Origin of the sequence: Nocardiopsis sp. MT53, assembly GCF_019598965.1 — a bacterium.
Lineage (GTDB): Bacteria > Actinomycetota > Actinomycetes > Streptosporangiales > Streptosporangiaceae > Nocardiopsis > Nocardiopsis changdeensis.
In genome coordinates this window covers 1,298,178-1,321,431 of record NZ_CP080599.1, presented here as the reverse complement: position 1 = coordinate 1,321,431, position 23,254 = coordinate 1,298,178, and the positions used below count along the sequence as shown (strand labels likewise).

General features: G+C 68.3%; 34 protein-coding genes. All 34 read left to right on the top strand.

Annotated features, from left to right (window positions below):
* The first annotated feature begins 22 nt into the window (after window positions 1–22).
* The 34 genes from K1J57_RS05570 (at window position 23) to rpsK (ending at window position 23,154) form a co-directional block, all read left to right on the top strand.
* A complete protein-coding gene (locus K1J57_RS05570) occupies window positions 23–2,950 on the top strand; it encodes a hypothetical protein (protein WP_220563404.1) in 2,928 nt (975 codons plus the stop codon).
* Window positions 2,951–3,394: 444 nt separating this feature from the next.
* On the top strand, window positions 3,395–3,766 hold the full coding sequence (rpsL, locus tag K1J57_RS05565) for a 30S ribosomal protein S12 (protein WP_017538026.1): 372 nt from the start codon (window positions 3,395–3,397) through the stop codon (window positions 3,764–3,766).
* 2 nt (window positions 3,767–3,768) lie between these two features.
* Entirely contained in the window at window positions 3,769–4,239 is a 471-nt protein-coding gene (rpsG, locus tag K1J57_RS05560) for a 30S ribosomal protein S7 (protein WP_220563403.1), read from the top strand.
* Between the two features lie 42 nt (window positions 4,240–4,281).
* Window positions 4,282–6,396 (top strand): elongation factor G, encoded by a 2,115-nt coding sequence (fusA, locus tag K1J57_RS05555; RefSeq protein WP_220563402.1) that lies wholly within the window; start codon window positions 4,282–4,284, stop codon window positions 6,394–6,396.
* 82 nt (window positions 6,397–6,478) lie between these two features.
* Window positions 6,479–7,672, top strand: coding sequence for an elongation factor Tu (gene tuf / locus K1J57_RS05550; protein WP_220563401.1), 1,194 nt, complete (start codon window positions 6,479–6,481; stop codon window positions 7,670–7,672).
* 244 nt (window positions 7,673–7,916) lie between these two features.
* Window positions 7,917–8,225, top strand: coding sequence for a 30S ribosomal protein S10 (gene rpsJ / locus K1J57_RS05545; RefSeq protein ID WP_014908366.1), 309 nt, complete (start codon window positions 7,917–7,919; stop codon window positions 8,223–8,225).
* Between the two features lie 12 nt (window positions 8,226–8,237).
* The gene (gene rplC, locus K1J57_RS05540; RefSeq protein WP_220563400.1) at window positions 8,238–8,888 is read left to right on the top strand and encodes a 50S ribosomal protein L3; all 651 of its coding nucleotides are present in this window, start codon (window positions 8,238–8,240) and stop codon (window positions 8,886–8,888) included.
* A 3-nt stretch (window positions 8,889–8,891) separates the two neighbouring features.
* Window positions 8,892–9,566: a 50S ribosomal protein L4 gene (gene rplD / locus K1J57_RS05535; protein ID WP_220563399.1), complete on the top strand. Its 675-nt coding sequence runs from the start codon at window positions 8,892–8,894 to the stop codon at window positions 9,564–9,566.
* Entirely contained in the window at window positions 9,563–9,853 is a 291-nt protein-coding gene (gene rplW, locus K1J57_RS05530; RefSeq protein ID WP_220563398.1) for a 50S ribosomal protein L23, read from the top strand. The genes rplD and rplW overlap by 4 nt, the downstream gene beginning before the upstream one ends.
* A gap of 55 nt (window positions 9,854–9,908) precedes the next feature.
* Window positions 9,909–10,748 carry a 50S ribosomal protein L2 gene (gene rplB / locus K1J57_RS05525; RefSeq protein WP_073382314.1) on the top strand — a complete coding sequence of 280 codons (840 nt, stop codon included), beginning with the start codon at window positions 9,909–9,911 and terminating at the stop codon, window positions 10,746–10,748.
* Between the two features lie 12 nt (window positions 10,749–10,760).
* Complete coding sequence (gene rpsS, locus K1J57_RS05520; RefSeq protein WP_220563397.1) at window positions 10,761–11,039, top strand: 30S ribosomal protein S19; 279 nt, start codon at window positions 10,761–10,763, stop codon at window positions 11,037–11,039.
* A gap of 75 nt (window positions 11,040–11,114) precedes the next feature.
* Window positions 11,115–11,483, top strand: coding sequence for a 50S ribosomal protein L22 (gene rplV / locus K1J57_RS05515; protein ID WP_073382319.1), 369 nt, complete (start codon window positions 11,115–11,117; stop codon window positions 11,481–11,483).
* Complete coding sequence (rpsC, locus tag K1J57_RS05510; protein WP_220563396.1) at window positions 11,483–12,289, top strand: 30S ribosomal protein S3; 807 nt, start codon at window positions 11,483–11,485, stop codon at window positions 12,287–12,289. The genes rplV and rpsC overlap by 1 nt, the downstream gene beginning before the upstream one ends.
* Window positions 12,290–12,292: 3 nt before the next feature.
* Window positions 12,293–12,706 (top strand): 50S ribosomal protein L16, encoded by a 414-nt coding sequence (gene rplP / locus K1J57_RS05505; RefSeq protein ID WP_220563395.1) that lies wholly within the window; start codon window positions 12,293–12,295, stop codon window positions 12,704–12,706.
* Window positions 12,706–12,960: a 50S ribosomal protein L29 gene (gene rpmC, locus K1J57_RS05500; protein WP_073382437.1), complete on the top strand. Its 255-nt coding sequence runs from the start codon at window positions 12,706–12,708 to the stop codon at window positions 12,958–12,960. The genes rplP and rpmC overlap by 1 nt, the downstream gene beginning before the upstream one ends.
* Window positions 12,957–13,229, top strand: a complete 273-nt coding sequence (rpsQ, locus tag K1J57_RS05495) for a 30S ribosomal protein S17 (protein ID WP_220563394.1) — start codon at window positions 12,957–12,959, stop codon at window positions 13,227–13,229. Before rpmC ends, rpsQ begins: the two co-directional genes overlap by 4 nt.
* A 105-nt stretch (window positions 13,230–13,334) precedes the next feature.
* A complete protein-coding gene (gene rplN, locus K1J57_RS05490) occupies window positions 13,335–13,703 on the top strand; it encodes a 50S ribosomal protein L14 (RefSeq protein ID WP_013156121.1) in 369 nt (122 codons plus the stop codon).
* A gap of 3 nt (window positions 13,704–13,706) precedes the next feature.
* Window positions 13,707–14,012 (top strand): 50S ribosomal protein L24, encoded by a 306-nt coding sequence (gene rplX, locus K1J57_RS05485; RefSeq protein WP_220563393.1) that lies wholly within the window; start codon window positions 13,707–13,709, stop codon window positions 14,010–14,012.
* On the top strand, window positions 14,012–14,587 hold the full coding sequence (gene rplE, locus K1J57_RS05480) for a 50S ribosomal protein L5 (RefSeq protein ID WP_220563392.1): 576 nt from the start codon (window positions 14,012–14,014) through the stop codon (window positions 14,585–14,587). Before rplX ends, rplE begins: the two co-directional genes overlap by 1 nt.
* A gap of 13 nt (window positions 14,588–14,600) precedes the next feature.
* Entirely contained in the window at window positions 14,601–14,786 is a 186-nt protein-coding gene (locus K1J57_RS05475) for a type Z 30S ribosomal protein S14 (protein ID WP_220563391.1), read from the top strand.
* A gap of 273 nt (window positions 14,787–15,059) precedes the next feature.
* Window positions 15,060–15,458, top strand: a complete 399-nt coding sequence (gene rpsH, locus K1J57_RS05470; protein WP_220563390.1) for a 30S ribosomal protein S8 — start codon at window positions 15,060–15,062, stop codon at window positions 15,456–15,458.
* A gap of 18 nt (window positions 15,459–15,476) precedes the next feature.
* Window positions 15,477–16,016: a 50S ribosomal protein L6 gene (gene rplF, locus K1J57_RS05465; protein ID WP_220563389.1), complete on the top strand. Its 540-nt coding sequence runs from the start codon at window positions 15,477–15,479 to the stop codon at window positions 16,014–16,016.
* A gap of 2 nt (window positions 16,017–16,018) precedes the next feature.
* Complete coding sequence (gene rplR, locus K1J57_RS05460; RefSeq protein WP_220563388.1) at window positions 16,019–16,399, top strand: 50S ribosomal protein L18; 381 nt, start codon at window positions 16,019–16,021, stop codon at window positions 16,397–16,399.
* Between the two features lie 51 nt (window positions 16,400–16,450).
* A complete protein-coding gene (gene rpsE / locus K1J57_RS05455) occupies window positions 16,451–17,053 on the top strand; it encodes a 30S ribosomal protein S5 (protein ID WP_073382340.1) in 603 nt (200 codons plus the stop codon).
* A gap of 2 nt (window positions 17,054–17,055) precedes the next feature.
* Window positions 17,056–17,241 carry a 50S ribosomal protein L30 gene (gene rpmD, locus K1J57_RS05450; protein WP_220563387.1) on the top strand — a complete coding sequence of 62 codons (186 nt, stop codon included), beginning with the start codon at window positions 17,056–17,058 and terminating at the stop codon, window positions 17,239–17,241.
* Window positions 17,238–17,702, top strand: a complete 465-nt coding sequence (gene rplO / locus K1J57_RS05445; protein WP_220563386.1) for a 50S ribosomal protein L15 — start codon at window positions 17,238–17,240, stop codon at window positions 17,700–17,702. Before rpmD ends, rplO begins: the two co-directional genes overlap by 4 nt.
* A 283-nt stretch (window positions 17,703–17,985) precedes the next feature.
* Window positions 17,986–19,302, top strand: coding sequence for a preprotein translocase subunit SecY (gene secY / locus K1J57_RS05440; RefSeq protein WP_220563385.1), 1,317 nt, complete (start codon window positions 17,986–17,988; stop codon window positions 19,300–19,302).
* A complete protein-coding gene (locus K1J57_RS05435; RefSeq protein ID WP_220563384.1) occupies window positions 19,303–19,965 on the top strand; it encodes an adenylate kinase in 663 nt (220 codons plus the stop codon).
* Window positions 19,965–20,786 (top strand): type I methionyl aminopeptidase, encoded by an 822-nt coding sequence (gene map, locus K1J57_RS05430; protein WP_220563383.1) that lies wholly within the window; start codon window positions 19,965–19,967, stop codon window positions 20,784–20,786. The genes K1J57_RS05435 and map overlap by 1 nt, the downstream gene beginning before the upstream one ends.
* 66 nt (window positions 20,787–20,852) lie before the next feature.
* Window positions 20,853–21,314, top strand: a complete 462-nt coding sequence (locus tag K1J57_RS05425; RefSeq protein WP_220563382.1) for a DUF1707 domain-containing protein — start codon at window positions 20,853–20,855, stop codon at window positions 21,312–21,314.
* Between the two features lie 379 nt (window positions 21,315–21,693).
* Window positions 21,694–21,915, top strand: a complete 222-nt coding sequence (gene infA, locus K1J57_RS05420) for a translation initiation factor IF-1 (RefSeq protein ID WP_013156135.1) — start codon at window positions 21,694–21,696, stop codon at window positions 21,913–21,915.
* A gap of 46 nt (window positions 21,916–21,961) precedes the next feature.
* Complete coding sequence (gene rpmJ / locus K1J57_RS05415) at window positions 21,962–22,075, top strand: 50S ribosomal protein L36 (RefSeq protein ID WP_073382354.1); 114 nt, start codon at window positions 21,962–21,964, stop codon at window positions 22,073–22,075.
* 228 nt (window positions 22,076–22,303) lie between these two features.
* On the top strand, window positions 22,304–22,684 hold the full coding sequence (gene rpsM, locus K1J57_RS05410) for a 30S ribosomal protein S13 (protein WP_220563381.1): 381 nt from the start codon (window positions 22,304–22,306) through the stop codon (window positions 22,682–22,684).
* A 65-nt stretch (window positions 22,685–22,749) separates the two neighbouring features.
* Window positions 22,750–23,154 carry a 30S ribosomal protein S11 gene (gene rpsK, locus K1J57_RS05405; protein ID WP_013156138.1) on the top strand — a complete coding sequence of 135 codons (405 nt, stop codon included), beginning with the start codon at window positions 22,750–22,752 and terminating at the stop codon, window positions 23,152–23,154.
* Window positions 23,155–23,254 lie beyond the last annotated feature (100 nt).

The following is a 23,254-nucleotide window of genomic DNA, read 5'->3' as shown; positions in this document are numbered from 1 at the left end:
CCACGGCGCCGGCGGGAGAGGCATGACTGATAACGGGGGCGGACGGGATTCCGGCGGTGGCGCTTCGTGGTTCAAGCCGAGTGAGGACCGCCACCTCAAGCAGTCGGACTACCAGGACCCGCTCGAGGGACAGGAACAGCAGCAGGGGGACACGGTCTTCCCGGACAGCGGGGGGTACGCGGGCCTGAGCTCGTCGCGCCCCGCCCTGGCGGACCCGTACCCGGAGGCACTGGGCGGGCCTCCCGCGGAACCGCCCAACCCGCTGTCCTACCCGGGCGCGGGGGACGCGGCCTACCGGCCGCTCACCCGTATCCCGGGGGAGGACACCGAACCGAAGACCCAGGAGATCCCGGTCCTGCGCCCGGACTCCGGTCCCCTGTGGACCGACACCCCCGGCTCCGGTGGCGCCCCCTCGGCCCCCGGGGCCGGGGACCGGGGCGGCGAGCGCGCCCCCTGGGACGCCGACGGCGCCGCGACGGCCGGGGACGCCGATCTGCGCGGCCCCGCCGCCGTGGACGCCTCCTGGGACGCCGCCGGTACGGCCGGCGCCGATCTGCGCGACCCTGTCGCCCCCGGGCGCGGAAGCGCCCCCTGGGAGGCGGACCCCGACCTGGACGGCGGCCGCACCCCCGCCTGGGACGCCGATGACCGCGGCTCCCGGGGCGCCGAGGAGGCCGACGGCCTCCGTGAGTCCGCCGGGTACCCGAACACCGCGTGGGACTCGGACGGCCGCGGCGGTACGGACCTCGGTGATGAGCGTGCGCCGTGGGGCGCCGATGCCCCGGCCGACGACCCGCGAGGCCCTGTCGCCCCCGGGCGCGGGAGCGCCCCCTGGGAGGCGGATCCCGACCTGGACGGCGGCCGCACTCCGGCCTGGGAGCCCGCCGGGGACACCGATCCCCGCGAGCCCGTCGGATACCCGAACACCTCCTGGGAGGCGGACGGCCGCAACGGCGGCGCGGACCTTCGCGGTGAGCGCGCCCCCTGGGACGCCGCCGCTCCTGTGGACGACCTGCGCGGCCCCGCCGCCGGGCGTGAGGACGCTTCCTGGGAGGCGGACGCCGCCCTGGACGGCGGCCGCACCGCTGCTTGGGACGCGGACGGCCGCGACGGCGCCGGCCTTCGCGGTGAGCGTGCGCCGTGGGGCGCCGACGCTCCTGTCGAGGACCTGCGCGCTCCCGCCGCCGGGCGTGAGGACGCTCCCTGGGAGGCGGACGCCACCCTGGACGGCGGCCGCACCGCTGCTTGGGACGCGGACGATCGCAGCGGTGGCGCGGACCTTCGCGGTGAGCGTGCGCCGTGGGGCGCCGACGCTCCTGTCGAGGACCTGCGCGGTCCCGCCGGACGCGAGGGCGCCCCTTGGGAGGCGGATCCCGCCCTGGACGGCGGCCGCGGCGGCGCCGGCCTTCGCAGTGAGCGTGCCCCCTGGGACGCCGACGGGGACGACGGCCTCGGCCGGCCTGCGGGGTACCCGGACACCTCGTGGGACGCGGACGACCGTAACGGCGGCGCGGACCCGCTCGGCGAGCGCGGGCCGTGGGACTCCGACTCCGCCGGTGTGGACGACGATCTGCGCGGTCCCGCCGCCGGGCGCGGTGACGCCTCCTGGGGGGCGGACCCCGACCTGGACGGCGATCGCGGCGGCGCCGGCCTTCGCGAGGGCGGCTCCACCTGGGACACCGATCTCCGTGAGTCCGCCGGGTACCCGGGCACCTCGTGGGATGCGGACGGCCGCAGTGGTGGCGCGGACCTTCGTGGTGAGCGCGGTCCCTGGGACGGCGACTCCGCGGGCGTGGACGACGACCTGCGCGGTCCCGCCGCCGGGCGCGGTGACGCCTCCTGGGAGGCGGACCCCGACCTGGACGGCGGCCGCACCCCGGCCTGGGAGCCCGACGGGGACACCGATCTCCGTGAGTCCGCCGGGTACCCGAACACCTCGTGGGACGCGGACGACCGCAATGGCGGCGCGGACCCGCTCGGTGAGCGCGGTCCGTGGGACGCAGACGCGGACCCGCTGGGCGAGCGCACGTCCGCCCGGAGCGGCGGGATCGACCCGCTGACGGACGACTCCTACGGCTCGCGCGGCGCCGACGACCGCGGCTCCTCCTGGGGGCCGCAGGCCGATCCGCTGAGCGACGACCGCGGGACCGGCTGGGATGACGACCCGCTCCGTGACGGGGACGCGGCCCCGGGGGAGGAGGACCCCTGGGGGTGGAGCCGGAACGCCGACGGCGACCCCGGCCCCGTGCGGGTGCCCGACTCCCGGGAGGAGCGCGCCTCCGCGCCCTGGACCGACGTGCCCGAGCCCGACGCCTGGGAGGGCGAGGCGCCCGGCGCCTCCGGCAACACCTGGGCGTTCGACCGGGACGACCCGCGGCTCCCCGACGTGGTGCGCGAGGCCGAGCGGCGGCGGCGCGAGGAGGCCGGGCCGGAGGAGGACCCGCTGGCGGCGATCGCCGACATGCAGTCCCGCGCCCGGGCCGAGGAGCCCGAGGCCACGCAGATGATCGCGCCGGTGGCGGACGCCCCGGAGGAGGATCCGGAGTACGACGACGGCTTCACCCCCGCCGACTACGGCATGCCGGTCAAGCCCAAGGCGAAGAAGCGGAAAAAGGACCCCATCGCCGAGGAGTTCCCCGGCTTCGAGGACCGTCCGCTCGGCGGCGAGGCCGGCGACCCCTACCCCGGCTACGACAGCGTCGACTTCCTCGCCGACACCGAGCGGGGGGCGGTCCTCACCATGTGGCTGGGCGTCGCCTCGCTGATCCCCGGTGTCGGCCTCGTCACCGCCCTGCTCGCCCTGCTGGTCACCGGACCCAAGGCCAAGCGGGCGATCCGGGCCTCCAACGGGCAGCTGGACGGGCTCGGCCTCATCACCGGAGGCACCGTTTTCGCGGTGATCGGCATCCTGGTCACCGTGATCTCCGTCGCGGTCTGGCTGCTCCTGTAGAGACGGCGGCCGCTCCCTGTGACAATGGTCGGAGGGAGCGGCCGCTGTGCTATACCCGGCTCCGGTGGAAAACCGGGGCGAAGCAACGCCGGGACGGCGTAGACTGGTGGCGACCCACGGCTACGTGAGGACCGGTTCCGCTGTCCTCGCCATGTCGCACACCGTTTTGACCGCCTAGAGGGTAGACGGTAGCCTGTGTGATTGTGCCCGTGAGTCGACGGGTCACACGTGTGTGTGCGGCGCCCCGGCCTTCGAGGGCCTGCGGCGCGCAGCGCACGTGAACCCCCTCCCGTGAAAATCGGCCCCCTTTCAGGGTGTGCGTCGTGCGTCCGAACGAGCGCGACACGCCCGACAGCGTGGGTCGGGGAGGTTCGGGAAATCCAGCAGGTCAATAGCGATACGGCTACGAGAACCGGCGTAGGTCACGAGGAAGACGGAGACGCGGTGCCCACCATCCAGCAGCTGGTCCGCAAGGGCCGACAGGACAAGGTCGCAAAGAACAAGACCCCGGCGCTGAAGGGGAGTCCGCAGCGTCGTGGTGTGTGCACGCGCGTTTACACCACCACGCCGAAGAAGCCGAACTCCGCCCTGCGCAAGGTCGCTCGCGTGAAGCTGAGCAGCGGGATCGAGGTCACGGCCTACATCCCCGGTATCGGTCACAACCTCCAGGAGCACAGCATCGTGCTGGTGCGCGGTGGTCGTGTGAAGGACCTGCCGGGTGTCCGCTACCGAATCGTCCGCGGTTCGCTCGACACCCAGGGTGTCCGTAACCGCAAGCAGGCGCGTAGCCGTTACGGCGCCAAGAAGGAGAAGTAAGAATGCCGCGCAAGGGCCCGGCGCCGAAGCGCCAGCTCATCACCGACCCGGTCTACGGCTCGCCGCTCGTCACCGCACTGATCAACAAGGTGCTGCTCGACGGCAAGCGCTCCATCGCCCAGCGCGTCGTCTACGACGCCCTGGAGGGTGCCCGCGAGAAGACCGGCCAGGACCCGCTGGTCGTCCTCAAGCGGGCGCTGGACAACGTCAAGCCCGCGCTGGAGGTCCGCAGCCGCCGTGTCGGTGGCGCGACCTACCAGGTGCCGGTCGAGGTCCGCGCCTCCCGGTCCACCACGCTGGCCCTGCGCTGGCTGGTCTCCTTCTCGCGTCAGCGCCGTGAGAAGACCATGACCGAGCGTCTGATGAACGAGCTGGTCGACGCCAGCAACGGTCTCGGCGCGGCCGTCAAGAAGCGTGAAGACACGCACAAGATGGCCGAGTCGAACAAGGCCTTCGCCCACTACCGCTGGTAACCCCGCGGTTGTACAGCAATAAACCGAGGGAAGACGAGCCTCATGGCTGTTAAGACTGCGCTTGACCTGGGCAGGGTCCGCAACATCGGGATCATGGCCCACATCGACGCGGGCAAGACCACCACCACTGAGCGGATCCTCTACTACACCGGTGTGACCCACAAGGTGGGTGAGGTCCATGACGGCGCCGCCACCATGGACTGGATGAAGGAGGAGCAGGAGCGGGGTATCACCATTACCTCGGCTGCTACCACCACCCACTGGGACGACCACACCATCAACATCATCGACACGCCCGGCCACGTTGACTTCACGGTCGAGGTCGAGCGTTCGCTGCGTGTTCTCGACGGTGCTGTCGCGGTCTTCGACGCCAAGGAAGGCGTCGAGCCCCAGTCGGAGCAGGTCTGGCGTCAGGCTGACCGCTACGGCGTGCCGCGCATCTGTTTCGTCAACAAGATGGACAAGATCGGTGCGGAGTTCCAGCGCTGCGTGGACATGTTCCGCGAGCGCCTGGGCGCCAACGCGATGCCGATCCAGCTGCCCATCGGCGCCGAGGGCGACTTCAAGGGTGTCATCGACCTCGTGAAGATGAAGGCCTACGTCTGGAACGACGAGGCCGCCCTGGGCGAGATGTACGACACGATCGAGATCCCGGACACCCACGCCGACGCCGCGCGTGAGGCTCGCGACCAGTTCCTCGAGACGCTGGCCGAGGCCGATGACGAGATCATGGAGCTGTACCTGGAGGGGCAGGAGCCCACCCTGGAGCAGCTGGTCCCGGCGATCCGCCGCGCCACCATCGCCGGCACGGCGATCCCGGTCGTCTGCGGCACCGCGTTCAAGAACAAGGGCGTCCAGCCCCTGCTCGACGCGGTCGTGGCCTACCTTCCCTCGCCCCTGGACATCGAGGCCATCGAGGGCCACGACCCCAAGGACGAGAGCGAGGAGACCAAGCTCTCGCGCAAGCCCAGCAACGACGAGCCGCTGGCCGCCCTGGTCTTCAAGATCATGAGCGACCCGCACCTCGGCAAGCTGACCTACCTGCGCGTCTACTCGGGCGTTCTCCAGACCGGTACCCAGGTGCTCAACAGCGTCAAGGGCCGCAAGGAGCGCATCGGCAAGATCTACCGCATGCACTCGAACAAGCGTGAGGAGATCTCCGAGGTCGGCGCCGGCGACATCGTCGCCGTCATGGGTCTGAAGGACACCACCACGGGTGAGACGCTCTGCGACCCGCAGAACGCCATCGTCCTGGAGTCCATGACCTTCCCGGCCCCGGTCATCGAGGTGGCCATCGAGCCGAAGACGAAGAGCGACCAGGAGAAGCTGGGCATCGCGATCCAGCGCCTCGCGGAGGAGGACCCCTCCTTCCAGGTCGCCACCGACGACCAGACCGGCCAGACCGTCATCTCCGGTATGGGCGAGCTGCACCTCGAGGTCCTCGTCAACCGCATGCGCGACGAGTTCAAGGTCGAGGCGAACATCGGTAAGCCCCAGGTGGCCTACCGCGAGACCATTCGCAAGAAGGTCGAAGGCCACGTCTACACCCACAAGAAGCAGACGGGTGGCTCGGGCCAGTTCGCCAAGGTCAAGATCGACATCGAGCCCCTCGAGTCGGAGAGCGGCGACACCAGCGGCTACGAGTTCGTCAACGCCGTCACGGGTGGCCGCATCCCGCGCGAGTACATCCCGTCGGTCGACGCCGGCTGCCAGGAGGCCGCGGAGCTGGGCGTCCTCGCCCACTACCCGCTGGTCGGCGTGAAGGTGACGCTGACCGACGGTCAGTACCACGAGGTCGACTCCTCCGAGATGGCCTTCAAGACCGCCGGTTCGATGGCCTTCAAGGAGGCCGTCAAGCTGGCCAAGCCGACTCTCCTGGAGCCGGTCATGGCGGTCGAGGTCACCACCCCTGAGGAGTACATGGGTGACGTGATCGGCGACCTGAACTCCCGCCGTGGACAGATCCAGTCCATGGACGAGCGTTCCGGAGTCCGTCTCGTCAAGGCCCTCGTGCCCCTTTCCGAGATGTTCGGCTACGTGGGTGACCTGCGCAGCCGTACGCAGGGTCGAGCCAACTACTCGATGGTGTTCGACTCCTACGCGGAGGTTCCGTCCGCTGTCGCCCAAGAAATTGTGGCGAAGGTTCGCGGCGAGTAGTCGCGAACACGTAACCAATCCGGTCCCGCCCCCCGGGGCGGGCCCGGATACCAGATAGCTCTGTACGTCTAGGAGACATCCAGTGGCGAAGGAAAAGTTCGAGCGGACTAAGCCGCACGTCAACATCGGCACCATCGGTCACATCGACCACGGCAAGACCACGCTGACCGCGGCCATCACCAAGGTGCTGCACGACGCGTACCCGGAGATCAACCCCTTCACCCCGTTCGAGGACATCGACAACGCTCCCGAGGAGCGCGAGCGCGGTATCACCATCTCCGTCGCCCACGTCGAGTACCAGACCGAGGCGCGTCACTACGCCCACGTCGACTGCCCGGGTCACGCGGACTACGTGAAGAACATGATCACCGGTGCCGCCCAGATGGACGGCGCGATCCTGGTCGTGGCCGCCACCGACGGCCCGATGCCGCAGACCAAGGAGCACGTGCTCCTGGCCCGCCAGGTCGGCGTGCCCTACATCGTGGTGGCCCTGAACAAGGCCGACATGGTGGACGACGAGGAGATCTTCGAGCTCGTCGAGCTCGAGGTCCGCGAGCTGCTCAGCGAGTACGAGTTCCCGGGCGACGACATCCCCGTCACCAAGGTCTCCGCGCTGAAGGCCCTCGAGGGCGACGCCGAGTGGGGCAAGTCCGTCCTGGAGCTCATGGGCACCGTGGACCAGTACATCCCCGAGCCCGAGCGTGACACCGACAAGCCGTTCCTGATGCCGATCGAGGACGTCTTCTCGATCACCGGTCGCGGCACCGTCGTCACCGGCCGCATCGAGCGCGGCATCGTGAACGTCAACGAGACCGTCGACATCGTCGGTATCAAGGACGAGAAGCAGACCACCACGGTCACCGGTGTCGAGATGTTCCGCAAGCTGCTCGACCAGGGCCAGGCCGGCGACAACGTCGGTCTGCTCCTGCGCGGCATCAAGCGCGAGGACGTCGAGCGCGGCCAGGTCGTCATCAAGCCGGGCACGACCACCCCGCACACCGAGTTCGAGGCCCAGGTCGTCATCCTGTCCAAGGACGAGGGTGGCCGCCACACGCCGTTCTTCAACAACTACCGCCCGCAGTTCTACTTCCGCACCACCGACGTCACCGGCGTCGTGACGCTGCCGGAGGGCACCGAGATGGTCATGCCCGGTGACAACACCGAGATGACCGTCCAGCTGATCCAGCCGGTCGCGATGGAAGAGGGCCTGAAGTTCGCCATCCGCGAGGGTGGCCGGACCGTGGGCGCCGGTCGCGTCACGAAGATCCTCAAGTAGCACACGCCGGGGTGGCTCCCCACGGAGCCGCCCCGACGTGCCGGGCGGGCCGCCCTCACGGCGGCCCGCCCGGCACAACGAAAAGACGTCATCGGGCTCTGTGACGGTGACGCACCGCAGGGGCAAGCCCTGTTGCGGTTTCTCAAGGGAATAGGGGCTCACGGCTGTAGGCGGATTCCGCCTGGCCTGGGCGTCTGTGACCGGACACCGTTACGGACACTGAAGCGAAGGACGAACAGGCCACATGGCGGGACAGAAGATCCGCATTCGGCTAAAGGCCTATGACCACGAGGTCATCGACAGCTCGGCGAAGAAGATCGTCGAGACTGTGACGCGAACTGGCGCACAGGTCGCGGGCCCGGTGCCGCTGCCGACGGAGAAGAACGTTTACTGCGTCATCCGATCGCCGCACAAGTACAAGGACTCGCGCGAGCACTTCGAGATGCGCACCCACAAGCGGCTGATCGACATCATCGACCCCACGCCGAAGACGGTCGACTCGCTCATGCGTCTCGACCTCCCGGCCGGCGTTGACATCGAGATCAAGCTTTAAGGACGCACAGACATGGCCACCAAGCAGATCAAGGGAGTTCTGGGCGAAAAGCTCGGCATGACCCAGGTCTTCGACGACGCGGGCAAGATGGTGCCCGTGACGGTTCTGAAGGCCGGTCCGTGCGTCGTGAGCCGGATCCGGACCCCGGACACCGACGGCTACTCCGCCATTCAGATCGGTTTCGGGCAGATCAACCCGCGCAAGGTCAACAAGCCTCTCGGCGACTACCTGCGCAAGAACGACCTGACCCCGCGCCGCCACTACGTCGAGGTCCGCACGGACGACGCCTCCGAGTACACGCTCGGCCAGGAGGTCACCGCGGACGTCTTCGAGAGCGGCCAGAAGGTCGACGTCTCGGGCAAGAGCAAGGGCAAGGGCTTCGCCGGTGTGATGAAGCGCCACGGCTTCCGTGGTCTCTCCGCCTCGCACGGCACGCAGCGCAAGCACCGCTCGCCCGGTTCCATCGGCGGCTGCGCCACGCCCGGCCGCGTTTTCAAGGGCATGCGGATGGCCGGGCGCATGGGCAACGTGCGCAAGACCGTCCAGAACCTGACCGTTCACTCCGTGGACGCGGAGAAGGGCCTCATCCTGGTCAAGGGTGCTGTTCCCGGTCCCAACGGCGGTCTGGTGCTCGTCCGCACCGCTGTGAAGGGGGACAAGTAAGCCATGGCCCAGATCGAGGTCAAGAACCCCGAGGGCGGCGCCAAGGGCAGCGTCGAGCTGCCGGAGAGCGTCTTCGCCCAGCAGGTCAGCATCCCGCTGATCCACCAGGTCGTGAACGCCCAGCTGGCCGCCGGCCGCCAGGGCACCCACGCGACCAAGACCCGCGGCGACGTCCGCGGCGGTGGTAAGAAGCCGTACCGCCAGAAGGGCACGGGTCGCGCCCGCCAGGGCTCCATCCGCGCTCCTCAGTACACCGGCGGTGGCACGGTCCACGGGCCCCAGCCCCGCGACTACAGCCAGCGCACCCCGAAGAAGATGAAGGCCGCCGCCCTGCGCGGTGCCCTCTCCGACCGGGCGCGCCACGGCCGCATCCACGTCATCAGCCACTTCGTGGCCGAGGACGCCGACGCGAAGCTCACGCAGTCCGCCCTCAAGGCGCTGCGCCAGGTGACCGAGTCCGACAAGGTCCTGGTCGTCCTGGCCCGCGAGGACGAGCACAACCGACGTGCTCTGCGCAACCTCGAAGAGGTGCACATCCTCGACGCCGACCAGGTGAACACCTACGACGTCCTCTACGCGGACGACATCGTGTTCACCGAGGCGGGCTACGCCGAGTTCCTGGCTCACGCCTCCGGCGCCGCCAAGGCCGCTGCTCAGTCCGAGGAGGACGACCAGTGAGGATCCCCGACCCGCGGGACATCATCATCGAGCCGGTGATCTCGGAGAAGAGCTACGGGCTCATGGACGAGAACAAGTACACGTTCATCGTTCACCCGGACGCCAACAAGACCCAGATCAAGATCGCTATCAAGCAGATCTTCGAGGTCGAGGTCACCGCGGTGAACACGATCAACCGCAAGGGCAAGCGCAAGCGGACCCGCTTCGGGTACGGCAAGCGCCCGGACACCAAGCGCGCGATCGTCAGTGTCGCGGACGGCCAGCAGATCGACATCTTCGGTCGCTAGCAGTCCCCGCCTGACCGCTCCACACCAGTAACACGTAAAGGAATGCACGAAGAAGATGGGCATTCGTAAGTACAAGCCGACGACGCCGGGTCGTCGCGGTTCCAGCGTGAGCGACTTCGTCGAGATCACGCGCTCGGAGCCGGAGAAGTCCCTGGTCCGTCCGCTCCACTCCAAGGGCGGTCGCAACGGCCACGGCCGGATCACCGCCCGTCACCAGGGTGGCGGCCACAAGCGCGCCTACCGCGTGATCGACTTCCGTCGTCACGACAAGGACGGCGTGCCGGCCAAGGTCGCTCACATCGAGTACGACCCGAACCGCACCGCGCGCATCGCCCTCCTCCACTACGTGGACGGTGAGAAGCGCTACATTCTCGCGCCCGCCGGCCTCAAGCAGGGCGACCGCGTCGAGAACGGCCCGCAGTCCGACATCAAGCCGGGCAACTGCCTCCCGCTGCGCAACATCCCCACGGGTACGTTCGTGCACGCGGTCGAGCTGAAGCCGGGTGGCGGGGCCAAGCTGGGCCGCTCCGCGGGTACTCAGATCCAGCTCCTGGCCAAGGAGGGGCGCTACGCCACGCTGCGTATGCCCTCCGGCGAGATGCGCATGGTCGAGATCTCCTGCCGCGCGACCGTCGGCCAGGTGGGCAACGCCGAGCAGTCCAACATCAACTGGGGCAAGGCCGGCCGCTCGCGGTGGAAGGGCAAGCGCCCGACCGTCCGCGGTGTGGTCATGAACCCCGTCGACCACCCGCACGGTGGTGGTGAGGGCAAGACCTCCGGTGGTCGCCACCCGGTCAGCCCGTGGGGCAAGAAGGAAGGCCGGACCCGGGCCAAGAACAAGGCCAGCGACAAGCTGATCGTTCGGCGTCGGCGCAGCGGCAAGAAGAAGCGGTAAGGAGCACGTCTGATGCCACGTAGCCTGAAGAAGGGCCCGTTCGTCGACGACCACCTTCTCAAGAAGGTGGAGTCGCAGAACGAGGCCAACACCAAGAACGTCATCAAGACGTGGTCCCGTCGGTCCATGATCATCCCCGAGATGATCGGCCACACCATCGCCGTCCACGACGGTCGCAAGCACGTCCCCGTGTTCGTGTCCGAGTCCATGGTCGGCCACAAGCTCGGCGAGTTCGCTCCCACGCGTACTTTCCGCAGCCACGTCAAGGAAGACCGCCGTAGCCGCCGTTAGTCGGTTGCAACAGGCAGTAAGAACCACGTTCTCCACGGTGAGTGGAGATGAATTTCCGTGAGCGAGGGAAAAGCGATGGGAACGAGGGCACAGGCACGGTTCGTCCGTGTTACGCCCCGAAAGGCCCGCCGGGTGGTGGACCTTATTCGCGGGTTGCCCGCTGACGAGGCACAGGCGGTGCTCCGGTTCGCGCCCCAGTCGGCGAGCGAGCCTGTTGGCAAGGTACTGGCCAGTGCCATCGCCAACGCTGAGCACAACGACAAGCTGGACCGCGAGTCGCTGGTCGTCGAGGGCGCCTGGGTGGACGAGGGTCCGACCCTGAAGCGCATTCGACCCCGTGGCTTCGGCCGGGCCTTCCGAGTCACCAAGCGTACGAGCCACATCACCGTGGTCGTCGCCGAGCGCTCGGGCGCCTCGTCCAAGACCAAGGAAAGGACCCGATAGTGGGGCAGAAGGTTAACCCGCACGGGTTCCGCCTCGGCGTCACCACCGACTTCAAGAGCCGCTGGTACGCCGACAAGTCCTACAAGGACTACGTCAAGGAAGACGTCGCGATCCGCCGCATGCTGACCCGCGGCATGGAGCGCGCCGGCATCTCCAAGGTCGAGATCGAGCGCACCCGCGACCGCGTCCGCGTCGACGTCTACACCGCCCGGCCGGGCATCGTCATCGGCCGCCGCGGCGTGGAGGCCGACCGCATCCGGACCGACCTCGAGAAGCTGACCTCCAAGCAGGTCCAGCTGAACGTCTTCGAGGTCAAGAACCCGGAGATCGACGCGCAGCTGGTCGCCCAGGGCGTCGCCGAGCAGCTGAGCAGCCGCGTGGCCTTCCGCCGCGCGATGCGCAAGGCCATGCAGAGCGCGATCAAGTCCGGTGCCAAGGGCATCCGGATCCAGTGCGGTGGCCGTCTGGGCGGGGCCGAGATGTCCCGCTCGGAGTTCTACCGCGAGGGTCGCGTGCCGCTGCACACCCTGCGCGCCGACATCGACTACGGCTTCTTCGAGGCCCGTACGACCTTCGGCCGCATCGGTGTGAAGGTCTGGATCTACAAGGGTGACGCTCCGGCCACCCGCGCCGAGCGCGAGGCGGCCCAGGCCGCGCAGCGCTCCGCCGGCGGTGGCGGTGGCGGCGGCGGTCAGCGCCGCGAGCGCCCGCAGCGCCGTCGTCGCGGCGGTGCCGCCGGTGGCGGTCAGCCGCAGAACGCCGAGGCCAAGGCCCCGGCCGAGTCCGCTCAGTCCGAGGGGAGCTGACCAGTGCTTATTCCTCGTAAGGTCAAGTACCGCAAGCAGCACCACCCGGACCTGCGCGGCAAGGCCAAGGGCGGCACGACCGTCAACTTCGGTGAGTTCGGCATCCAGGCTCTGGAGTCGGCTTACGTGACCAACCGGCAGATCGAGTCCGCTCGTATCGCCATGACGCGTCACATCAAGCGTGGCGGCAAGGTCTGGATCAACATCTTCCCGGACCGCCCGCTGACGAAGAAGCCCGCCGAGGTCCGCATGGGTTCCGGTAAGGGTTCCCCGGAGTGGTGGGTCGCGCCGGTCAAGCCCGGTCGTGTGATGTTCGAGCTGTCGGGCGTGCCCGAGGACATCGCCAAGGAGGCGATGCGCCGTGCCATGCACAAGCTCCCGATGAAGTGCAAGTTCGTTAAGCGGGAGGGGGAGTGATGGCCAAGTCCGTGACTGCCCAGGAGCTCCGCGACCAGTCCGTCGAGGACCTGGCCGAGAAGCTGAAGGAAGCCAAGGCCGAGCTCTTCAACCTCCGCTTCCAGGCCGCGACCGGTCAGCTCGACAACCACAGCCGACTGCGCACCGTCAAGCGCGAGATCGCGCGGATCTACACGATCCTGCGCGAGCACGAGCTGGGTATCGCCCCGCTGTCTGGTGAGTCGGCGCAGGAGTCGAAGGAAGCAGCCGAATGAGTGAGAACCAGACCGAGGCTCGCAGCTACCGCAAGGTGCGCGAGGGCTACGTCGTCAGCGACAAGATGGACAAGACCGTCGTCGTCGAGGTCGAGGACCGTGTGAAGCACGCCCTTTACGGCAAGGTCATCCGCCGTACGACCAAGTACAAGGCGCACGACGAGGCGAACTCCTGCGGCGTCGGCGACCGCGTCCGGGTCATGGAGACGCGGCCGCTCTCTGCGACGAAGCGTTGGCGCGTCGTGGAGATCCTGGAGAAGGCTAAGTAACCCCAGCCTGTCGGCGGCCGACACCCGTTGTCGGCCGCCGGCGCGAGGGGTGCAGACCACCTAGCCGTGCGGCAGTGGACCGCACGCATCACATCAGGAGCAGACGTGATTCAGCAGGAGTCGCGACTCAAGGTCGCCGACAACACGGGTGCGAAGGAGATTCTCACCATCCGTGTTCTCGGTGGCTCGGGTCGGCGCTACGCCGGGATCGGCGACACGATCGTCGCCACGGTGAAGGACGCCCTGCCTGGCGCTGGAGTCAAGAAGGGCGACGTCGTCAAGGCCGTTGTCGTGCGCACCGTCAAGGAGCGCCGCCGGCCCGACGGCTCCTACATCCGCTTCGATGAGAACGCTGCCGTGCTCATCAAGGACGGTGGGGACCCGCGAGGCACCCGTATCTTCGGCCCGGTGGGCCGCGAGCTGCGGGACAAGAAGTACATGCGCATCATTTCGCTTGCGCCGGAGGTGCTGTAGGCGATGAAGATCAAATCTGGCGACGAGGTCATCGTCATCGCCGGCAAGGACAAGGGTGCCACGGGCAAGGTCGTCAAGGCCCTGCCCAAGGAGGACCGTGTCGTCGTCGAGGGCGTCAACCTGGTCAAGAAGCACAGGAAGGCCAACCCGGCGGGCGGCCAGCAGGGCGAGGTCGTCACCAAGGAGGCCCCGATCCACGTGAGCAACGTCGCGCTCGTGGAAGACGGCAAGGCCGCCCGGGTGGGCTACCGCTTCGAGGAAGACGGAACCAAGGTTCGGGTCTCCCGCCGCACCGGTAAGGACATCTGATGACGGTTACCAACGACATCACGGCCCCGCCGATGCCGCGGCTCAAGGAGAAGTACCGGAACGAGATCGTTCCGGCCCTCAAGGACGAGCACGGCATCACCAACATCATGCAGGTCCCCGGTCTGACGAAGATCGTGGTCAACATGGGTGTCGGTGAGGCGGCGCGTGACGCCAAGCTCATCCAGGGCGCGATCGCCGACCTGTCGGCGATCACCGGGCAGAAGCCGCGGATCAACCGGGCGAAGAACTCCATCGCGCAGTTCAAGCTGCGCGAGGGCCAGCCGATCGGCGCCAGCGTCACGCTGCGCGGCGACCGGATGTGGGAGTTCCTCGACCGGCTGCTCTCCCTGGCGCTGCCCCGGATCCGGGACTTCCGTGGCCTTTCCCCGAAGCAGTTCGACGGGAACGGCAACTACACCTTCGGTCTGACCGAGCAGGTCATGTTCCACGAGGTGGACCCGGACAAGGTCGACCGCGTGCGTGGGATGGACATCACCGTCGTCACCAGCGCGATCAACGACGACCAGGGCCGCAGCCTGCTCAAGCGGCTCGGTTTCCCGTTCAAGGAAGCCTGAGGGGTAAGCACAGATGGCTAAGAAGGCTCTGATCGCCAAGGCGCAGCGGAAGCCGAAGTTCGGCGTTCGCGCGTATACTCGATGCTCGCGGTGCGGTCGCCCGCGCGCCGTCTTCCGGAAGTTCGGCCTGTGCCGTATCTGCTTCCGCGAGATGGCCCACCGGGGCGAGCTGCCCGGTATCACCAAGTCGAGCTGGTAGTCCCCGGCGGGGCCGACCCGCGCCCGTCCCCCTCGGACGGTGTGCGCGGCGCTCGGCCCCACCGAGGCGCCGCACGGCGTCTCACAAAGTGTCCGCCCCCTCACGGGCGGAACGGCATGATCTCAACCAATCAGGGCACGGCAGTCCCGGGAGGGACGGCGGTGCCCACGACCACGCCGAAGGTCCGGTCGTGCGTCCCCGCGGGTTCACGCGGGGAACGGGTTCTGGAAAGACCCGCACACGGAAACCGCGGTGAGGAAGGGCCAGTCGGCCATGACAATGACCGACCCGATCGCAGACATGTTGACGCGTCTGCGTAACGCGAATTCGGCTTACCACGACACCGTGGCCATGCCGTATTCCAAGATCAAGGCGCACATCGCCGAGATCCTCCAGCAGGAGGGCTTCATTCAGGGCTGGCGGAGCGAGGACGCCCAGGTGGGCAAGAACCTCGTCCTGGACCTGAAGTACGGCCCCACCCGGGAGCGTTCGATCGCGGGCATCCGACGGGTCTCCAAGCCCGGTCTGCGGGTGTACGCCAAGAAGGAGAACCTGCCCCGGGTCCTCGGGGGCCTCGGCGTGGCGATCATTTCGACGTCCGGCGGCCTGATGACCGACAAGCAGGCCAAGAAGAACGGCGTTGGCGGCGAAGTCCTCGCCTACGTCTGGTAACCAGGGAGAGATTGAAGCATGTCGCGTATCGGTCGACTGCCGATCTCGGCCCCCAAGGGCGTCGAAGTCACGATTAACGGGCAAGACGTCACTGTCAAGGGGCCGAAGGGCGAACTCAAGCACACCGTCGCCGAGCCGATCACCGTCGCGAAGGACGCCGAAGGCGTCGTCACGGTGTCCCGCCCGGACGACAAGCCGGAGAACCGCTCGCTGCACGGGCTGACCCGTGCGCTGCTGGCGAACCTGGTCGAGGGTGTCTCCAAGGGGTACGCCAAGACCCTGGAGATCCACGGCGTCGGTTACCGCGTCCAGGCCCGCGGCTCCAACCTGGAGTTCTCGCTGGGCTACAGCCACCCCGTCGTGGTGGAGCCCCCGGAGGGCATCACCTTCCGCGTCGAGAAGCCCACGCTCCTCCACGTGGAGGGCATCGACAAGCAGCTCGTGGGTCAGGTCGCGGCGAACATCCGCAGTCTGCGCAAGCCCGACCCGTACAAGGCCAAGGGCGTGCGGTACCAGGGTGAGCACATCCGCCGCAAGGCCGGAAAGGCTGGTAAGTAGGCATGGGTATCACCGTGGCCCGCAAGCGGACCGCCAAGCGCGCGACCTCGCGTGCGCGCCGCCAGTTCCGCGTCCGCAAGAAGATCTTCGGCACCGCCGAGCGTCCGCGCCTGGCCGTGTTCCGCTCCTCCAAGCACATCGTCGCCCAGGTCATCGACGACACCAAGGGTCACACCCTGGTCGCGGCCTCCAGCGTCGAGACGGACCTGCGCTCCTTCGAGGGCACCAAGTCGGACAAGTCCGCGCAGGTCGGCCGCCTCATCGCGGAGCGTGCGAAGGCCGCCGGCGTCACCACCGTGGTCTTCGACCGCGGCGGGTTCCAGTACGCCGGCCGGATCGCCAAGCTCGCCGACGCGGCGCGCGAGGGCGGGCTGGAGTTCTAGGCGTATGACCTCTGTAAAGGCTGAGAACAACCACGAGAAGAGGAACCACTGATGGCTGCAGCACCGCGGCGCGGCGCCGGTGGCGAGCGGCGTGATCGCCGTGACGATCGCCGCGGCGGCGCCGCAGACAAGGGTGTCTCCTACATCGAGAAGGTCGTGACCATCAACCGGGTCGCGAAGGTCGTCAAGGGCGGCCGTCGCTTCTCCTTCACCGCCCTGGTCGTCGTCGGCGACGGCAACGGCATGGTCGGTGTGGGTTACGGCAAGGCCAAGGAGGTCCCGGCCGCGATCGCCAAGGGTGTCGAGGAGGCGAAGAAGAACTTCTTCCGCGTCCCCCGCATCCAGGGCACGATCACGCACCGGGTCCAGGGTGAGGCCGCCGCCGGCGTCGTCCTGCTCCGTCCGGCCGCCCCGGGTACCGGTGTCATCGCCGGCGGCCCCGTGCGCGCCGTCCTGGAGTGCGCCGGCATCCACGACATCCTGAGCAAGTCGCTCGGGTCGTCCAACCCGCTGAACATCGTGCACGCCACGGTCGCCGCGCTCAAGGGGCTCAACCAGCCCGAGGAGATCGCCGCCCGCCGTGGCCTGCCGATCGAGGACGTCGCCCCGGCCGCCATGCTGCGCGCTCGTGCTGAGGCGAAGGCAGGAGCCTGACCATGGCCAAGCTCAAGATCACGCAGACCCGTTCCAAGATCGGCGGCAAGAAGAAGCAGCACGCTGCTCTGCAGTCGCTGGGCCTGGGCCGGATCGGCAAGTCCACCGTCCGTGAGGACCGTCCCGAGGTGCGCGGCCAGCTCATGATCGTCTCGCACCTGGTCACTGTCGAGGAGGTCGCGGAATGAGCGACTACAACCCCGACGAGCTGCTCAAGCTGCACCACCTGCGGCCCGCCCCGGGCGCCAACAAGGCCAAGATCCGCAAGGGTCGCGGCGAGGCGTCCAAGGGCAAGACCGCCGGTCGCGGCACCAAGGGCACCAAGGCTCGTAACACCGTCCGCCCCGGCTTCGAGGGCGGGCAGATGCCCCTCATCCGCCGGGTGCCCAAGCTCAAGGGCTTCAGCAACGCCAGGTTCAAGAAGACCTACCAGGTCGTCAACCTGGACAAGCTGAGCGAGCTGTTCCCGGAGGGCGGCGAGGTCACCGTGGCCACGCTGGTCGCCAAGGGCGCCGTTCGCAAGAACGAGCTCGTCAAGGTGCTGGGCACCGGTGAGATCACCGTCGCCGTGCAGGTGAGCGCTGACGCGTTCTCCGCCTCGGCGAAGGAGAAGATCACCGCGGCCGGTGGCACCGTCACCGAGCTGTAGGGGTCAACCCCGCATGCGCACACTGGGGCGCCCGCCCGGGCCGGTCGGAGAACGATCGGGCCGGCGGGCGCCCCGCGTGCTTGTGAGTGTTGATCGTTATGACTCGCGAACTCAACAGCACGGTGATGGCTGTTACAGTGCCATCTGTTTGACCTCACCGCTTGACGTAGTGTGAGTACTTCCGAGCACCGGGCCACCGCCCGGGGCTGCCGTTCAACGACGATTCAGGATCGGCCGCGATGTCTGGAATCCGTTCCGCCGCCGAAGCCGCGCAGGAGGAGACGTGCTAGGTGCGTTCGTTCGTGCATTCCGCACGCCCGACCTGCGTAACAAGTTGCTGTTCACACTGTTCATCCTGACGCTGTTCCGTCTGGGTTCGGTGATCCCCGCGCCGGGTATCGACTCGGCCGCGATCCGCGACCAGATGGAGATCATCACGGCGGGCGACCAGTCCGGTGTGTACGCGCTCGTCAACCTGTTCAGTGGTGGCGCCCTCCTGCAACTGGCGGTGTTCGCGCTCGGTGTGATGCCCTACATCACCGCGAGCATCATCATCAACCTGCTGACGGTGGTCATCCCCCGCCTGGAGGCCCTCAAGAAGGAGGGCCAGGCCGGGCAGAGCAAGATCACCCAGTACACCCGCTACCTGACGCTGATGCTCGCGGTCCTGCAGGCCACCAGCATCGTCGCCATGGCCCGGACGGGCGCCCTGTTCCAGGGGGCCATCCCGGTCAGCTCCTACATGCCCAACCAGGACATCCTCACCCTGGTGACCATCGTCTTCGTGATGACCGCCGGTACCTGCATCATCATGTGGTTCGGCGAGCTCATCACCGAGCGCGGCGTGGGCAACGGTATGTCGCTGCTGATCTTCACCCAGGTCGTCGCGATGTTCCCCGCCTCGATCATGAGCCTCTACCAGGAGCGCTCGGTCTGGATCTTCACGGTCATCTGCATCGCGGGCCTGGCCCTGATCGCGGCCGTGGTGTTCATGGAGCAGGCCCAGCGCCGCATCCCGGTCCAGTACGCCAAGCGCATGGTGGGCCGCCGGATGTACGGGGGCAGCTCGACCTACATCCCCCTCAAGGTGAACCAGGCGGGCATCATCCCCGTGATCTTCGCCTCCTCGCTGCTGTACCTCCCGCAGCTCCTGGTCGGCCTCCTGGGCCAGGACTCGGACAACCGCGTGGTGAACTTCATCTCCACGTACTTCCTCACCGGTACACACCCCGTGTACATGGTGACCTTCTTCGTGATGATCGTCGGTTTCGCGTTCTTCTACGTCGCGATTACCTTCAACCCCACTGAGGTCGCCGACAACATGAAGAAGTACGGTGGTTTCATCCCGGGTATCCGACCAGGGCGTCCGACCGCCGAGTATCTCGACTTCGTGCTCACCCGGCTGACGACTCCCGGCTCTCTGTACCTGGGTGTGATCGCTCTGCTGCCGATGGTCGCCCTGGGCGCCACCGGCGCCGCCAGCGCCAACTTCCCGTTCGGCGGTACGAGCATCCTGATCATGGTCGGTGTCGGGCTGGACACGGTGAAGCAGATCGAGAGTCACCTCCAGCAGAGGAACTACGAAGGTTTTCTGCGATAAATGCGTGCTGTATTGGTGGGGCCGCCTGGGGCCGGCAAAGGCACCCAGGCCCAGATCCTCGCGGCCGAGCTGTCGATCCCGAAGGTGTCCACAGGCGACATCTTCCGGGCCAACGTCAGCGGTGGCACGGAACTCGGTAAGAAGGCCAAGGAGTACATGGACCGGGGTGACCTCGTCCCCGACGAGGTCACCAACGCCATGGTCAAGGACCGGCTCGCCCGGGACGACGCGGCCGGGGGCTTCCTGCTCGACGGGTTCCCCCGCAACGTCCCCCAGGCGGAGACGCTCAAGGGCATGCTCCGCGACCTCGACACCCGGCTCGACGTCGTCCTGGAACTGAGGGTCGACGAGGACGAGGTCGTGCGCCGGCTCTCGGGCCGCCGCTCGTGTCCGCAGTGCGGCCGGGTCTACCACGTCGAGTACGACGCCCCCAAGACCGAGGGGCGCTGTGACGACGACGGTGCCGAGCTGTACCAGCGCGAGGACGACCGCGAGGAGACCATCCGCCACCGGCTGAAGGTCTACCGCGAGCAGACCGCCCCGCTCGTGGAGTACTACGAGAAGGAGGGCCTGCTGGCCACCATCGCGGCCACGGGTCCCGTGGCCGAGGTGACCGGCCGGGCCATGGCCGCCATCGAGGGCAAGGCCGGGGCCGGGTCCTGATGTTCGGCAAGGCGAACGGCGTGCAGATCAAGACGCCGGAGCAGATCGCCCTGATGAGGGAGGCGGGCCGGGTCGTGGCCCGCGCCCTGGACACACTCCGGGCCGCGGTGCGGCCCGGGGTGTCCACCCTCGAACTGGACGCGCTGGCGGAGAAGGTCATCCGCGACGCCGGCGCGACCCCCTCGTTCAAGGGCTACCACGGGTTCCCCGGCTCCATCTGCGCGTCCGTCAACGAGGAGGTCGTCCACGGCATCCCCGGCGCCGACCGGGTGCTGGCCGAGGGCGACATCATCTCCATCGACTGCGGGGCCGTCCTGGAGGGCTGGCACGGCGACTCGGCGATCACCGTCGCGGTCGGCGAGGCCCGCCCCGAGGACCTGCGGATGATGGAGGTCTGCGAGGAGTCGATGTGGCGGGGCATCGCCGAGCTGCGGCCCGGCAAGCGCCTGGGCGACATCGGCCACGCGATCGACCACTACATCTCCGCCAACGGCGGCTACGGCAACGTCCGCGAGTACGGCGGCCACGGCATCGGCACCGAGATGCACATGGAGCCGCACGTCCTCAACCACGGGCGCCGGGGCAAGGGCCTCAAGCTCGTCGAGGGCATGTGCCTGGCCATCGAGCCGATGACCACCCTGGGCCGCCACGACGTCCTCCAGCTGGACGACGGCTGGACCGTGGTGACCCGGGACGGCAGACGCGCCGCGCACTTCGAGCACTCGGTCGCGATCACCGCGGACGGCCCGCTCGTGCTCACCGCCCGCGAGTCGGACCGGGATAAGATCTCTCGAATGGGATTCGTCCAGCCCGCCTGGTAGGCCGGGCCCGGCTCCCGCCGCCCGGCGCGGGGGACGGCAGCACTCACGGGATGCGAGGTGCGCGCAGTGTCCGACCCGGTTCCGTCGACCCGTACGTCCGATGCCGACCGCGACCGCGTCGCGCAGCTCCTCCAGGAGCACTTCGCGCAGGGGCGGCTGGACCACGAGGAGTTCACCGAGCGCCTGGGCCGCGCCTACAAGGCGCGGACCGTGGACGAGCTCGAGGTGGTCACCCAGGACCTGCCCGAACGCGACCTCGCGGAGGTCCGCGGCGCCGCGCCGCGCCGGGAGGAGGGGGCGGCCCCTCCGGTCCTGACCCTGCGCGACCCGGCGCTGATGGTGCCCTGGATGCTCTACGCCGGGGTCAACGTCCTGTGCTTCGTGATCTGGTTCATCCTCTACCTCACCACGGACTACGACTATCCGTGGTTCCTGTGGGTCCTGGGGCCCTGGGGGATCGTGATGTCCGTCGTCACCGTCGGCGTCCTGGCCAGCGGCCGCGGCCGCCGGGACGAGATCGGGGAGTAGCCCCGCCGGGCGCGGACCGGGGCGGAGCGGGCCCGAAGGGGCGTGCCGCCGGGGTTCCGGGGACCGAGAGGGCGCGGACCGGGAAGAGAACGCCCGGCCGCGGCGTTGTGGCCGGGGGCGGTACGGGTCGCGGTCCGGAGTGGTTGCCCCGAGGGGATAGACTGTCATTGCCCATACGCGGGCTGTTGGGTCAGTCTGCCTTCTTCGCACCACGTCCTTCCAGCGACGTACCGCTCTTGCAGTTGGCCCGATCTTCCAGTGTCCTCGGTGTCGGCGACGCGGGTCCCCCCGTCGTCGGTGCCTTCGCGTCGTGTGAAGGGACACCGGGGTCGCGTCGGGTTGTCATGATCGACCAGTTGATGAGCGAGGCGTGGAGGACATGGCCAAGAAAGACGGCGCCATCGAGATCGAGGGCTCCGTTGTCGAGTCCCTACCCAACGCGATGTTCAAGGTAGAGCTCGACAACGGGCACCAGGTCCTTGCCCACATCAGCGGCAAGATGCGGATGAACTACATCCGCATTCTCCCCGACGACCGCGTCGTCGTGGAGTTGAGCCCGTACGACCTCACGCGCGGGCGCATCGTTTACCGCTACAAGTAGACCGTCCGGGCCCCACGGCCGGGACGGCTCCGAGTTCGGAGTCACCATGAAGGTCAAGCCGAGCGTCAAGAAGATCTGCGCGAAGTGCCGCGTGATCCGTCGCAACCGTCGGATCATGGTCATCTGCGCGGACCCGCGGCACAAGCAGCGCCAGGGTTAACCACCCCGGCCCGCCGGCCGCGGCTTCACGCCGCAGGACCCGATCGGGGGAGTGCCCCCGGTGCGGGACCGCATCACACAACGAACAACCTGTTCCGATCTCCGGGCGCCGCGCGACGCGGCCGGCCCGGGGAGAACCCCCGGTCGGAGGCCGGGGCCTCGTCGATTGGGCGACGAGAGGGTGGAGCGGGTCAGACCTCCGCGAAGGCATGGATGGAGTTTCGCCCACATGGCACGTATTGAAGGCGTCGACCTTCCCCGCGACAAGCGGGTGGAGATCGCTCTCACGTACATCTTCGGGATCGGCCGCACCCGCGCGCTCGAGACCCTGAAGGAAACCGGTGTCGACGGCAACACCCGCGTGTACCAGCTGTCCGAAGAGGACCTGGTCAAGCTGCGCGAGTGGATCGGCGCGAACTACCAGGTCGAGGGTGACCTGCGCCGCGAGGTGCAGGCCGACATCCGTCGCAAGATGGAGATCGGCAGCTACCAGGGCATCCGCCACCGCCGTGGCCTCCCGGTCCGCGGCCAGCGCACCCAGACCAACGCGCGCACCCGCAAGGGCAAGAAGAAGACCGTGGCCGGTAAGAAGAAGGCCGGTAAGAAGTAGTCCGCTCGGACCTTTCGACCGCGTCCGAGACAACAACGGACCGATGATCTCTGGGAGTTTCGCTCATGCCGCCTAAGGGCCGTCAGGGTGCTGCGCGCAAGGTGCGCCGCAAGGAAAAGAAGAACATTGTCCACGGACACGCTCACATCAAGAGCACGTTCAACAACACGATCGTGAGCATCACGGACCCGACCGGTGCCGTGATCTCGTGGGCCAGCTCCGGCCAGGTGGGCTTCAAGGGTTCGCGCAAGTCGACCCCCTACGCCGCGCAGATGGCCGCCGAGGCCGCCGCCCGCCGCGCGCAGGAGCACGGCGTCCGCAAGGTGGACGTCTTCGTGAAGGGGCCGGGCTCGGGCCGCGAGACCGCCATCCGCTCGCTGCAGGCGACCGGGCTGGAGGTCGGCTCGATCCAGGACGTCACCCCGGTGCCGCACAACGGCTGCCGTCCGCCCAAGCGCCGCCGGGTCTGATCCCGGCCGTGGCGCCCGCGGTCCTATCCACGCGGGCGCCCCGCCGCGCTTGAACCCGCGCCGGCCCCGGAGACGCTCCGGGACCGCGCGGGCCGGGTAG

Coding starts and splice junctions, on each gene's coding strand:
- K1J57_RS05570 (WP_220563404.1), top strand. CDS start 23: ATGACTGATAACGGGGGCGGACGGGATTCCGGCGGTGGCGCTTCGTGG.
- rpsG (WP_220563403.1), top strand. CDS start 3,769: ATGCCGCGCAAGGGCCCGGCGCCGAAGCGCCAGCTCATCACCGACCCG.
- fusA (WP_220563402.1), top strand. CDS start 4,282: ATGGCTGTTAAGACTGCGCTTGACCTGGGCAGGGTCCGCAACATCGGG.
- rpsJ (WP_014908366.1), top strand. CDS start 7,917: ATGGCGGGACAGAAGATCCGCATTCGGCTAAAGGCCTATGACCACGAG.
- rplC (WP_220563400.1), top strand. CDS start 8,238: ATGGCCACCAAGCAGATCAAGGGAGTTCTGGGCGAAAAGCTCGGCATG.
- rplD (WP_220563399.1), top strand. CDS start 8,892: ATGGCCCAGATCGAGGTCAAGAACCCCGAGGGCGGCGCCAAGGGCAGC.
- rplB (WP_073382314.1), top strand. CDS start 9,909: ATGGGCATTCGTAAGTACAAGCCGACGACGCCGGGTCGTCGCGGTTCC.
- rpsS (WP_220563397.1), top strand. CDS start 10,761: ATGCCACGTAGCCTGAAGAAGGGCCCGTTCGTCGACGACCACCTTCTC.
- rplV (WP_073382319.1), top strand. CDS start 11,115: ATGGGAACGAGGGCACAGGCACGGTTCGTCCGTGTTACGCCCCGAAAG.
- rpmC (WP_073382437.1), top strand. CDS start 12,706: ATGGCCAAGTCCGTGACTGCCCAGGAGCTCCGCGACCAGTCCGTCGAG.
- rpsQ (WP_220563394.1), top strand. CDS start 12,957: ATGAGTGAGAACCAGACCGAGGCTCGCAGCTACCGCAAGGTGCGCGAG.
- rplX (WP_220563393.1), top strand. CDS start 13,707: ATGAAGATCAAATCTGGCGACGAGGTCATCGTCATCGCCGGCAAGGAC.
- rplE (WP_220563392.1), top strand. CDS start 14,012: ATGACGGTTACCAACGACATCACGGCCCCGCCGATGCCGCGGCTCAAG.
- K1J57_RS05475 (WP_220563391.1), top strand. CDS start 14,601: ATGGCTAAGAAGGCTCTGATCGCCAAGGCGCAGCGGAAGCCGAAGTTC.
- rpsH (WP_220563390.1), top strand. CDS start 15,060: ATGACAATGACCGACCCGATCGCAGACATGTTGACGCGTCTGCGTAAC.
- rplF (WP_220563389.1), top strand. CDS start 15,477: ATGTCGCGTATCGGTCGACTGCCGATCTCGGCCCCCAAGGGCGTCGAA.
- rplR (WP_220563388.1), top strand. CDS start 16,019: ATGGGTATCACCGTGGCCCGCAAGCGGACCGCCAAGCGCGCGACCTCG.
- rpsE (WP_073382340.1), top strand. CDS start 16,451: ATGGCTGCAGCACCGCGGCGCGGCGCCGGTGGCGAGCGGCGTGATCGC.
- rpmD (WP_220563387.1), top strand. CDS start 17,056: ATGGCCAAGCTCAAGATCACGCAGACCCGTTCCAAGATCGGCGGCAAG.
- rplO (WP_220563386.1), top strand. CDS start 17,238: ATGAGCGACTACAACCCCGACGAGCTGCTCAAGCTGCACCACCTGCGG.
- K1J57_RS05435 (WP_220563384.1), top strand. CDS start 19,303: ATGCGTGCTGTATTGGTGGGGCCGCCTGGGGCCGGCAAAGGCACCCAG.
- map (WP_220563383.1), top strand. CDS start 19,965: ATGTTCGGCAAGGCGAACGGCGTGCAGATCAAGACGCCGGAGCAGATC.
- infA (WP_013156135.1), top strand. CDS start 21,694: ATGGCCAAGAAAGACGGCGCCATCGAGATCGAGGGCTCCGTTGTCGAG.
- rpmJ (WP_073382354.1), top strand. CDS start 21,962: ATGAAGGTCAAGCCGAGCGTCAAGAAGATCTGCGCGAAGTGCCGCGTG.
- rpsM (WP_220563381.1), top strand. CDS start 22,304: ATGGCACGTATTGAAGGCGTCGACCTTCCCCGCGACAAGCGGGTGGAG.
- rpsK (WP_013156138.1), top strand. CDS start 22,750: ATGCCGCCTAAGGGCCGTCAGGGTGCTGCGCGCAAGGTGCGCCGCAAG.